The sequence below is a fragment of the Streptomyces indicus genome (assembly GCF_900100315.1).
In the GTDB taxonomy this organism is placed as follows: Bacteria; Actinomycetota; Actinomycetes; order Streptomycetales; family Streptomycetaceae; genus Streptomyces; species Streptomyces indicus.
Genome location: NZ_FNFF01000003.1, coordinates 400,645 through 411,429, shown reverse-complemented (window position 1 = coordinate 411,429; position 10,785 = coordinate 400,645). Strand labels below are relative to the sequence as shown.

General features: G+C 72.0%; 12 protein-coding genes. 3 read left to right on the top strand and 9 right to left on the bottom strand.

Annotation, left to right across the window (positions count from 1 at the left end):
- Positions 1-21: 21 nt before the first annotated feature.
- Positions 22-636 carry a TetR/AcrR family transcriptional regulator gene (locus BLT97_RS11405; RefSeq protein WP_093608802.1) on the top strand — a complete coding sequence of 205 codons (615 nt, stop codon included), beginning with the start codon at positions 22-24 and terminating at the stop codon, positions 634-636.
- Between the two features lie 46 nt (positions 637-682).
- Here the strand turns inward: BLT97_RS11405 and BLT97_RS11400 are convergent, their stop codons facing one another.
- The 4 genes from BLT97_RS11400 to BLT97_RS11385 form a co-directional block, all read right to left on the bottom strand.
- On the bottom strand, positions 683-1,321 hold the full coding sequence (locus BLT97_RS11400; RefSeq protein ID WP_093608800.1) for an acetate uptake transporter: 639 nt from the start codon (positions 1,319-1,321) through the stop codon (positions 683-685).
- A gap of 136 nt (positions 1,322-1,457) precedes the next feature.
- Positions 1,458-2,672 (bottom strand): acyl-CoA dehydrogenase, encoded by a 1,215-nt coding sequence (locus BLT97_RS11395; protein WP_093608798.1) that lies wholly within the window; start codon positions 2,670-2,672, stop codon positions 1,458-1,460.
- Between the two features lie 6 nt (positions 2,673-2,678).
- On the bottom strand, positions 2,679-3,701 hold the full coding sequence (locus tag BLT97_RS11390; protein ID WP_093608796.1) for a phosphotransferase family protein: 1,023 nt from the start codon (positions 3,699-3,701) through the stop codon (positions 2,679-2,681).
- A gap of 226 nt (positions 3,702-3,927) precedes the next feature.
- Positions 3,928-4,839 (bottom strand): MBL fold metallo-hydrolase, encoded by a 912-nt coding sequence (locus BLT97_RS11385; protein WP_093608794.1) that lies wholly within the window; start codon positions 4,837-4,839, stop codon positions 3,928-3,930.
- A 156-nt stretch (positions 4,840-4,995) separates the two neighbouring features.
- Between BLT97_RS11385 and BLT97_RS11380 the strand changes: the two genes are divergently transcribed.
- Positions 4,996-5,937, top strand: coding sequence for a hypothetical protein (locus BLT97_RS11380; protein ID WP_143041325.1), 942 nt, complete (start codon positions 4,996-4,998; stop codon positions 5,935-5,937).
- A gap of 28 nt (positions 5,938-5,965) precedes the next feature.
- Here the strand turns inward: BLT97_RS11380 and BLT97_RS11375 are convergent, their stop codons facing one another.
- From BLT97_RS11375 to BLT97_RS11360, 4 genes are all read right to left on the bottom strand, one after another.
- Positions 5,966-6,286 (bottom strand): DUF202 domain-containing protein, encoded by a 321-nt coding sequence (locus BLT97_RS11375; protein ID WP_093608790.1) that lies wholly within the window; start codon positions 6,284-6,286, stop codon positions 5,966-5,968.
- Positions 6,283-6,678 carry a YidH family protein gene (locus tag BLT97_RS11370; protein WP_093608788.1) on the bottom strand — a complete coding sequence of 132 codons (396 nt, stop codon included), beginning with the start codon at positions 6,676-6,678 and terminating at the stop codon, positions 6,283-6,285. Before BLT97_RS11370 ends, BLT97_RS11375 begins: the two co-directional genes overlap by 4 nt.
- A 67-nt stretch (positions 6,679-6,745) precedes the next feature.
- Entirely contained in the window at positions 6,746-7,339 is a 594-nt protein-coding gene (locus tag BLT97_RS11365; protein WP_425442679.1) for an NUDIX hydrolase, read from the bottom strand.
- A gap of 15 nt (positions 7,340-7,354) precedes the next feature.
- Complete coding sequence (locus tag BLT97_RS11360) at positions 7,355-8,257, bottom strand: DMT family transporter (RefSeq protein WP_093608784.1); 903 nt, start codon at positions 8,255-8,257, stop codon at positions 7,355-7,357.
- Positions 8,258-8,489: 232 nt separating this feature from the next.
- On the opposite strand from BLT97_RS11360, the gene BLT97_RS11355 reads away from it, so the two are divergent.
- Positions 8,490-10,145 (top strand): FAD-binding dehydrogenase, encoded by a 1,656-nt coding sequence (locus tag BLT97_RS11355; protein WP_093608782.1) that lies wholly within the window; start codon positions 8,490-8,492, stop codon positions 10,143-10,145.
- On the opposite strand, the gene BLT97_RS11350 is transcribed toward BLT97_RS11355, so the two are convergent.
- The gene (locus BLT97_RS11350; RefSeq protein ID WP_093608780.1) at positions 10,142-10,597 is read right to left on the bottom strand and encodes an ASCH domain-containing protein; all 456 of its coding nucleotides are present in this window, start codon (positions 10,595-10,597) and stop codon (positions 10,142-10,144) included. The genes BLT97_RS11355 and BLT97_RS11350 overlap by 4 nt on opposite strands.
- Between the last annotated feature and the right edge of the window lie 188 nt (positions 10,598-10,785).

Below are 10,785 nucleotides of genomic sequence, written 5' to 3'. Positions count from 1 at the left end.
AGCGGAAGGCAGGTGGCGACAGTGCCAAGGACGACGGGCGCGAACGGTGCGGCGGCGGAGCACAGCACCACACCCGTCCCGCAGCGGCTGCTTGCCGCCGCCACCCGGCTCTTCGCGGAGCAGGGCTACGACCGCACCTCGGTGCAGGAGATCGTGGAGGCGGCCGGCGTCACCAAGGGCGCGCTGTACCACTACTTCGGGTCCAAGGACGATCTGCTGCACGAGATCTACGCCCGGGTGCTGCGGCTCCAGCAGGAGCGGCTCGACGCGTACGCGGAGGCAGACGAGCCGGTCGAGAAGCGGCTGCGCGACGCGGCCGCCGACGTGGTGGTCACCACGATCGACAACCTCGACGACGCGCAGATCTTCTTCCGCTCCATGCACCACCTGAGCCCGGAGAAGAACAAGCAGGTGCGGGCCGAGCGCCGCCGCTACCACGAGCGCTTCCGCGCTCTGGTGGAGGAGGGCCAGGAGTCCGGGGTCTTCTCCTCGGCGACCCCCGCCGACCTGGTGGTCGACTACCACTTCGGGTCCATCCACCACCTGTCGACCTGGTACCGGCCGGACGGACCGCTGACCCCGCAGCAGCTCGCCGACCACCTGGCCGATCTGCTGCTGCGGGCGCTCAGGCCCTGACGCGGGTCCCGGGGCTCAGGTCCCGGGGAGTCAGAGTCCCGGGGACTCAGCCCAGCGGGACGACCTTGCGGCCCCAGGTCTCGTTCGTCAGGACGCCGAACGAGGTGTACCAAGCGGCGGCCGCGCAGATCAGGCCGAGGAAGCCGCCCGTGTGCGCGAGGGCGGTGGACTCGGCCAGGTCGCCCAGCGCCAGGAACAGGAACGTCAGGCTGAGCGTCACGAAGACGACCTTGTGCGCCATGTCGAGCTTCATCGCGGCGACCGTCATGTACAGCGTGAACACGAACCACGCGATCAGGTACAGGCCGGTCGCCAGGTGCGCGTCGGCGGCGGGCAGCCCCGGCACGACGAACTTCACGTAACCCGCGAAGGACATCCAGAACGCGCCGTACGAGATGAACGCCGTGGTGGCGAAGGTGTTGCCGCGGCGGAACTCGAAGAGACCGGCGACGAACTGCGCCAGACCGCCGTAGAACAGCGCGAGCGGCAGCACGACCGCGCTGAGGGCCGCGTTCGAGATCAGCCCCGAGTTGAACATGCTCAGCACGAACGTGGTCAGCGCGAAGGCGGCGAGCCCGAGCGGACCGGGGTTCGCGAGCCGGGCAGTGGAGGCGGCCGGCGCGGGGGCCTCGGCGCGGAACGGAGCGGCAGGGGAAGCGGGGGCTTCGAGAAGAGCGCTGGACATGGCGTGGGGACACTTTCACTCGACGACCTTCCAACGCTATGGGCGCCGTGGGCCCCGCCCCGGACGCGAAGGACCCCGCCTCCCCGGGCTTGAGTCACCGGGAAGACGGGGCGAAGGTCCCGCGCGGACGCAGAGGTCAGAGGTACTTCTTGAGCTCCCGGCGGGCCAGCGAGCGCTGGTGCACCTCGTCCGGACCGTCCGCGAGCATCAGCGTCCGCGCCCCCGCGTACAGCTCGGCCAGCGGGAAGTCCTGGCTCACACCGCCCGCGCCGTGCAGCTGGATCGCCCGGTCGATGATGTCCACGACCGTACGCGGCGTCGCGATCTTGATGGCCTGGATCTCGGTGTGCGCGCCCTTGTTGCCGACGGTGTCCATCAGCCAGGCGGTCTTCAGGACGAGCAGCCGCAGCTGCTCCACGGCGACCCGGGCGTCCGCGATCCAGTTGTGCACGACGCCCTGCTGGGCGAGCGGCTTGCCGAAGGCCTCGCGGGACACCGCGCGGCGGCACATCAGCTCGATCGCCGCCTCGGCCATGCCGATCAGGCGCATGCAGTGGTGGATACGGCCCGGGCCGAGGCGCGCCTGGGCGATGGCGAAGCCGCCGCCCTCCTCGCCGATCAGGTTGCTTGCCGGTACGCGCACGTTGTCGAAGACCACCTCGGCGTGCCCGCCGTGCCAGTGGTCCTCGTATCCGAAGACCTGCATGGCGCGCTTCACGGTGAGGCCCGGGGTGTCGCGCGGGACCAGGATCATCGACTGCTGACGGCGGATGTCCGCGTTGTCCGGGTCCGTCTTGCCCATCACGATGAAGATCTGGCAGGCCGGGTTCATGGCCCCGGAGATGTACCACTTGCGGCCGTTGATGACGTACTCGTCACCGTCGCGCTCGATCCGGGTCTCGATGTTGGTGGCGTCCGAGGAGGCCACCGCGGGCTCGGTCATCGCGAACGCCGAGCGGATCTCACCGGCGAGCAGCGGCTCCAGCCACTGCTTCTTCTGCTCGTCGCTGCCGAACTGGAACAGCACCTCCATGTTGCCCGTGTCCGGCGCGGCGCAGTTCAGCGCGGTGGGCGCCAAGTGCGGGGCGCGGCCGGTGATTTCGGCCAGCGGCGCGTACTGGAGGTTCGTCAGGCCCGCGCCGTACTCGGCGTCCGGCAGGAAGAGGTTCCACAGGCCCTGGCGCTTGGCCTCGGCCTTGACCTCCTCGACCACCGGCGGCACGTCCCACGGGGAGTCCTGCCCCGCGGTCTGCTCGTGCATCACCTGCTGCGCCGGGTACACGTGCTCGTCCATGAACGCGAGCAGCTTGGCACGCAGTTCCTCGGTACGGGCGTCGAATGCGAAGTCCATGCGGAATCAGCCTTCCTGAAGGGTGGTCAGGCCGTGCTCGATGAAGACGGGGACGAGTTCGCCGATCCGGTCGAAGCCGGAGCCGACGGTCTGGCCGAGGGTGTAGCGGTAGTGGATGCCCTCGAGGATCACCGCGAGCTTGAACCAGGCGAACGCGGTGTACCAGGACACGGCCGACACATCGCGGCCCGAGCGCTCGGCGTACCGCTCGATCAGCTCCTGCGGCGAGGGATGGCCGACGGCCGACGCGGTGGTGGAGATGGGGGAGTCGGGCAGCTCAAGGCGCACGCTGTACATGACCAGCAGCCCGAGGTCGGTGAGCGGGTCGCCGAGCGTCGACATCTCCCAGTCGAGCACGGCCTTGATCCGGTCGTCCTCGCCGAGCAGCACGTTGTCCAGCCGGTAGTCGCCGTGGATCACGGTCGGCGCGGGCGAGACCGGCAGGGCGCGGCCGAGCGCGGCGTGCAGCTCGTCGATCCCGGCGAGGTCGCGGTTGCGCGAGGCGTCCAGCTGCTTGCCCCAGCGCCGCAGCTGGCGGTCGAGGAAGCCGTCGGGGCGCCCGAAGTCGCCGAGGCCGACCGCGTCCGGATCCACGGCGTGCAGATCGACCAGCGTGTCCACCAGAGAGAACACGGCCGCGCGGGTCCGCTCGGGACCGAGCGGAGCCAGCTCCTCGGCGGTCCGGTACGGTGTGCCGGCCACGAACTCCATCACGTAGAACGGCGCACCGACCACCTCCTCGTCCTCGCACAGGAGCAGCGGCTTGGGCACCGGCACCGTCGTCGGGTGCAGCGCCTCGATCACCCGGTGCTCGCGCTTCATGTCGTGCGCGGTGGCGAGGACGTGGCCGAGCGGCGGACGGCGCACGACCCAGCGCGAGGTGCCGTCGGTGATGTCGTACGTGAGGTTCGACCGGCCGCCTTCGATGTGCCGCCCCTGCAGCGGACCCTGGACGAGACCGGGCACCTCCTGGTCGAGTCGGTCGCGCAGCCGGTCCAGATCGAGACCTGGCAGCTGGTCTGAGCTCATGCGTCGCTCCTCGTGGTGGACTGGCAAGAATGATGCCGACCAGTCGGTATGTAGTCCAGTGCATGGGCGTCACGTGATCGGTCTCTCGTGGCCGAGCGCCCGGTCCGTCCCGTTTCGGCCCGTCGTTTCGTGCGGGGTGCCGCGGACGTGACAGCAGCGTGCCTCAGCTGGGACGGGGTGCGCCTCGGGTGGGACGGGGTGCGCCTCGGGTGGGACGGGGCGCGTCTCAGGCGTGACAGGAGACCATCCGCCCGCCGTTCATCACCGCCATGTCCCCGAACACGGCGACCGGATCGAGCGGGGACCCGGGAGGCCTGCCGTCGAGCTCGGCGTAGGCGCGGTGCAGGTTCGCCACGAACCGCTCGCTCTCCGGCCATGCGGCGAACTCCCCGAGATCGGTCGCCTGCGCGGCCTCAAGAGGGGTGCGCCCGGCCTCGTACGCCTCCTCGGCCCTCTCGCCGAGGAAGCGGAAGTAGCGCTCGGCCCGTTCGTACGCGGACGGATCCGTCACCGGCCCGTGCCCTGGCACCACGGTCTCGGCCCCGAGCTCCCGCAGCACGTCGAGGGCCCGCAGCGACCCGCTGAGCGAGCCCATCGGCAGGAACGGCGTGCCGCCCTCGAAGATCAGGTCCCCGGTGAACACGATCCGCTGCCGCGGCAGCCACACGATCGAGTCCCCGGTCGTGTGCGCCACCCCGGGATGGATCAGCACCACCTCGCACCCGGCCGTGTGCAGGGTCATCCGGCGGCTGTACGTGAGCGAGGCGGGCGTGATCGCGATCGTGCCGAAGTCCGTCTGCGGCCACAGGAGATGGAGCTGGTGCCCGGCCGCCAGCGCCTCGGCCCGGCACTGCTCGTGCGCGACGACGACCGCCCCGGGCGCGAACACCCCGTTGCCGTACGTGTGGTCGCCGTGGTGGTGCGTGTTCACGACGTGGCCCGGCAGCGGCGCCCCGTCGGCGAGCAGCGCCTCCCGAAGCTCGCGCGCGCGGCGCTCGGTGGCGGCGGTGTCCACGAGCAGGGAGCTCTCCCCGTCGCTCACCCACCCCGCGTTGTTCAGGCACCACCCGCCGTCGGGCTGGATGTACGCGCTGACGTCCGGCGTGAGCCGCTCGACATACGGCTGCCCTGCGCTCATGGCCCCGTCCCCCGGGTTCCCGTGCGCGGTCTTCGCACGGTCTCAACTGGTCGGTGCGATCCTGCCAGTTGGGGGCGGTGCCGGGCAGGCGCGACGTGGGGCGGCGGCCGGAAAACCGGATGCCGCAGGCGTGACGCGGGTGCTGTCCTTCTCGGGATGACTTCTTCCGCCGCGCCCTCGCCCTCCCGTCCCCGTCCGCCCTCGCCCTCCGACCCCTGCCTGCCGCCGCCTCCCCAGCCGTACCGCTGGACCCTCTCGTCGTACGCGGGCGGCCGGCCGGACCGCATCGGCGCCCTGCCCGAGCCGCCGCCCCACGTGGGGGACGGGAGCGTGAGCCAGTGGTACCTGGAGGCGCTGACCGAGTGCACCGCGAAGGTGCTTGCCCGGGCGGGCGGAGCCGATCTGTGCTTCCTCGGGCGGTCCCTCGACGGGATGTACGACCTGCTGACGGGTGCGCTGGAGGGGGCTGGCTGGGAGGGGCGGGTCGGGCGGTTGCCGGTGTCGTGCATGGACGACGCGCGCTGGACCGCCGCCCAGCGGCTGCGTTTCCGCGGCCACCTCGCCGCCGCGGGGCTTTCGCCGCACGCGCTGGCCCGCCGCAGGCGTCCGGTGGCGCTGGTGGACGTGGTGTACGAGGGGCGCAGCTTCACCACGCTGCACCGGCAGCTCGCCGAGTGGATCGACGAGTGCCGCGAGCCCTGGCCGGTCATCCGGCGCAAGCTCCGGTACGTGGGGGTCACGGCGCGCGGCAAGTCGAGCCCGCATCACGAGCGGTGGCAGCAGGGGCTCGACTGGGTGGGCACGCTGCCCGCGCGGCACGTGGTCAATGTGTCGCTGCCTCCCGGCGTATGGAGCGAACTGGCCGACTGCGAGCCGAAGCTGACCCGTTCGTTCCCGGCCGAGCGGTGGTTCGACGAGGAGGCGTGCACCGGGGTCACGCGCCACGCGGAACTGGCCCCCGCCCTGACCCGCGCCCGCGCATTGGTCGCCGCCGGCCGCACCCGCGAGACTCGGGCCGCCCTGGTCCGCCTGATGGCCCGGGACCCGGGCTTCGCCGAACGTGAAGTGCGGGCGCTCGCGGGCGCGTTGAAAGGGTGACCGGCAGCCTGCGAGGGGCGGGGCCGACTCAGCGCACGATCGCCACCGCGAACACGGTGAGGAGCAGCGCGCACGCCACGGCTCCCCAGGCCGTACGGGCCGTCAGGACCGCGGGCCGCGGGACGCTCAGGTCCCGCATCCGCCGATGGGCGAGGGCCACGAACGCCAGCCAGACCAGGAGCGATGCCGCCACCGCGAGCAGGCCGAGGGGCGAAGGCCCGCCCTGGAGCGCCTGTTTGCCCGCGAGTACGGCGGCCACCGTGCAGGACAAGGTGGTGCGGCGCCACGCGAGACGGGTCCGCTCGGGCTGGAGCCCGGGGTCGCGGACCGGCTGCGGACCTGACGTCACCGGTCCGCCCAGCCGAACAGCACCACCACGACCATGATCAGCGCGACCACGCCGACCGCGAGGCTCAGGACCGCGGGGAAGCGGGTCACCGGCAGGTCCTCGCCCCGGCGCATCGCCAACTCGCAGCGCACCCAGTGGTTCACGGCCCGCAGCGAGCACAGGGCGCCCACGGCGAGCAGCGTCAGGGAGAGGCCGATGCGCCAGGCCCAGCGCAGGTCCGGCAGGAACTGGTCCACCGCGAAGCCGCCGCCGATCAGCGCGAGCGCGGTCCGCACCCAGGCGAGGAACGTGCGCTCGTTGGCCAGCGAGAAGCGGTAGTCGGGGGTCTCGCCCTCGTCCCGTACGCGGGCAGGAGCGAACCACAGCCGCAGCGACGTCAGGATCCCGTTCACGTGCGGCAGCCTATCCCCGGACGATCACCGGCCCCCGGCCGCTACGCCCAGATCTCCCGCAGGGCCACTACGCGCGGAACTCCCGCAGCCGCCGGTACGCGTCCAGCCCGTCCGGAGTCCACGGCCACGCGCCGAGCCGCTCCTCCAGTTCCTCCTCTGTGAGGAAGGCGTGCCAGTCGATCTCGGACTCCTGCGGTGATACGGGCAGTTCGCAGCGCACCTCGTACACCGTGGACCACCAGCTCCAGCCGTCGCCCGCGCCGTCCTCGTACAGGAACTTGAACAGCCGTGTCGGCTGCGGCAGGCCCGAGACGCCCAGCTCCTCCTCGGCCTCGCGCAGCGCCGCCACGTCGTAGGACTCACCCGCACCCACGACCCCGCCCACGAACATGTCGTAGAAGGACGGGAAGACCGCCTTCGTGGGCGTCCTGCGATGGACGAAGGTGCGGCCATCGGCGTCGCGCACCAGGACGAACACGCAGCGGTGGGTCAGGCGCTCGCGGTACGCCAGCGAGCGCGGAGCCTGCCGGACGACCCGGTCCTGCCCGTCCACGATGTCGATGATCTCTTCGCGGCTCGCGCCAGGCGTCTCCTCGCCGATTGCGCCAGACCCCGCTTCGCCGCCGGCGCCCGCCGTCTCGTCGCTGCTCATACCGGACATCCAACAGGAGCGCGGCTAGCCGCCTTTCACCACCCCCGCGAGCACCGGCTCGCGCGCGACCGTGCCCGCCGGCATCGACGGGTGCCTGCACAGGAACACGATCCCCGTGACGACCGCCAGGAGTCCCGCCGCCTGCCAGGTCAGCGCCGGTGCGTCGGTGCGCAGCCGGTCGCCGAGGAAACCGACCCCGCAGGCGATCCCCGCGAGCGGCTGTGCGGCGGTGAGCGCGGGCAGGGAGCTGCGCAGCGGCGCCATCTCGAAGGCGCTCTGGACGAGGAGGAGACCCGCGAGACCGAGGACGAGCACGCCGTACGGCTGCCAGGCGGTGAGCAGGCCCAGCGCGCCCCGGTCCCCGGACACGAGCTGGCCGCTGACCCGGGTGAGCGCGTCCTGCAACCCGTACAGGAGACCGCCCGCCGCACCGAGCAGCGCCGGGCCGATGCCGAGCCGGAAGCGGCGGGCGACGGCGGTCAGGGCGAGCGCGCAGGCCAGCACCGCGCCGATCACCAGCCAGTGCCGCATCGGTGCCACCGTCGCGTCCGAACCCTGCGGACGGCCGGCGAGGAGAAAGCCGGCCACCCCGCCGGCAAGGAGCAGCAGCCCGCCCCAGCCCTGCCGCCCCAGCGGCTGCCGGGTCCGCACCCGCACCAGGGCCATGGCGAACAGCAGATGGGTGGCGAGCAGCGGTGCGACCAGGGACATCTCACCCTGGGACAGGGCGAGCGCGCCGAGCCCGGTGCCGCCCGACATCAGGGCGATCCCGGCCAGCCAGCGCGGCATGCGGACGAGGTCGAGCAGGAGGCGCGGGGACAGGAAGTCGCCGAGCGGTGCGGTGCGGGCGGCGCTCTGCTGCAGCACGAAGCCGAAACCGAGACAGCAGGCCGCGCCGAGCGCGAGCAGTAAGACGGGCAGCGTCACGAAGGGGACCTCAAAAGCGGTCGTACGTGGGGGACTTGGGCGACGATAGCCCGATGCGTCCCTTGATCGCCTCTCCCCGGAGCCGGGTGTGGGCCGTCGCACACCGGCGCACACAGTTGACGGACGCCCGCCGCGAACCGAGGATCTGACCGACCAGTAGCTTTGCCGGGTCGCGGCAGGACGGTGCCGTCGGCCGACCACGGCCGAGGCGTGACAGAAACGGACGGCGACGATGGCGTACGACGCAGATGTGATCGTGATCGGGGCGGGCCTGGCCGGTCTGGTGGCCACCGCGGAACTCGTCGACGCCGGCCGCAAGGTGATCCTGCTCGACCAGGAGCCGGAGCAGTCCCTCGGCGGCCAGGCGCACTGGTCCTTCGGCGGCCTCTTCTTCGTGGACTCGCCCGAGCAGCGCCGGCTGCGCATCAAGGACAGCCGCGACCTCGCGCTCCAGGACTGGATGGGCACCGCGGGCTTCGACCGCGAAGAGGACCACTGGCCGCGCAAGTGGGCCGAGGCGTACGTGGACTTCGCGGCCGGCGAGAAGCGCTCCTGGCTGCACGCGCAGGGCGTGCGCTTCTTCCCGGTGGTCGGCTGGGCCGAGCGCGGCGGCTACGACGCGACCGGCCACGGCAACTCGGTGCCGCGCTTCCACATCACCTGGGGCACGGGCCCCGGCCTGGTCGCACCCTTCGAGCGCCGCGTGCGCGAGGGCGTGGCACGCGGCCTGGTCCAGCTCAAGTTCCGGCACCGCGTCACCGGCCTCGCCCGCAGCGCCGGTTCGGTGGACACCGTCAGCGGCGAGATCCTCGAACCGTCCTCGATCGAGCGCGGCCAGGAGTCGAGCCGTACCGCCACTGGCTCCTTCGAGCTCAAGGCCCAGGCGGTGATCGTCACTTCGGGCGGCATCGGCGGCAACCACGACCTCGTCCGCAAGGCCTGGCCCGCCCGGCTCGGCAAGGCGCCCGCGAAGATGCTCTCCGGCGTCCCGGCCCACGTCGACGGCCTGATGCTCGGCATCGCCGAACAGGCCGGCGGCCGCCTCATCAACGGCGACCGCATGTGGCACTACACCGAGGGCATCGAGAACTGGAACCCGATCTGGCAGCGGCACGGCATCCGCATCCTGCCGGGACCGTCCTCGCTGTGGCTGGACGCGCGCGGCAAGCGGCTGCCCGTCCCGCTGTTCCCCGGCTTCGACACGCTCGGCACCCTCGAGCACATCATGCACAGCGGCCACGACTACACCTGGTTCGTGCTCAACCAGCGCATCATCGGCAAGGAGTTCACGCTCTCCGGCTCCGAGCAGAACCCGGACCTGACGGGCAAGTCCGTGCGCGGGGTCATCGACCGGGCGCGCGCCGACGTGCCGGGCCCCGTCAAGGCGTTCATGGACCACGGAGTCGACTTCGTCATCGAGGACGACCTCTCCGCGCTGGTCCGCGGCATGAACGCCCTCACCAAGGAAGCCCTGATCGACGAGGACGAGCTGCGCCGCGAGATCACCGCGCGCGACCGCGAGATCGTCAACCCGTTCACCAAGGACCTGCAGATCACGGCGATCCGCGGCTCGCGCAACTTCCTCGGCGACAAGCTGATCCGCACCGTCGCCCCGCACCGCATCCTCGACCCGAAGGCGGGCCCGCTGGTCGCCGTCCGCCTCAACATCCTGACCCGTAAGTCGCTCGGGGGCCTGGAGACGGACCTGACCTCCCGGGTCCTCACGGCCGGCGGCGAACCGCTGCCGGGGGTGTACGCGGCGGGCGAGGCGGCCGGCTTCGGCGGCGGCGGCGTGCACGGCTACCGCTCCCTGGAGGGCACGTTCCTCGGCGGCTGCATCTTCTCGGGTCGCGCGGCGGGTCGCGCGGCGGCGAAGGCCGTCGGCTAGTCCTTCGTCTCACCGTTGTACGGGTACGGGTACGGGTGGTCGACCAGCTCGACCACCCGGAACCGCTCGGCCACGACCAGGGTCTCGTCGGTGACCCGGAACGCCGGGTCGCCGAGGTCGGCCAAGACCTCGGGGCTGTGCCAGAACCGCTCGTGCGCGGCCCGCCACTCGGCCACCGTCCGGTAACCCTCGCCCTCGTCGACCGCGTGCCGCAGATCCACTTCGGCGAGCGGCAGGACCCGTACGTCCGTGGTCTCCACGACCGCCACGACGAGCCCGCCGGAGTCGAGCAGCGCATCGCGCTGCCCCACGGCCGGCAGCTTCTCGTCCGGGTCGTACAGACCGGTGGTGGAGGTCTTCGCACCGGAGAGCACCGCGGCGACCAGCTGATCGCGCAGCGGGCCCGGGAAGGCCAGTTCGAAGGGGCCGAGCGCCGCGGGGTCATCCGTCATGCCGGTCGGCGTAGGCAGAGCCGGGCGGGGCGGGCAGGAGGGGGTCGGCTCGGGCAAGAGGTGACGAAACCCTGACGGCGGCCCGTGGCCTCTTCACTCCCCGCACCCGGAGTGCTCGAATCGAGGGGTGAACTCCCCATCCCCCCAAGACGAACCGGCGGACGGCCGGGGCAGCCCCGTCGGGCGCC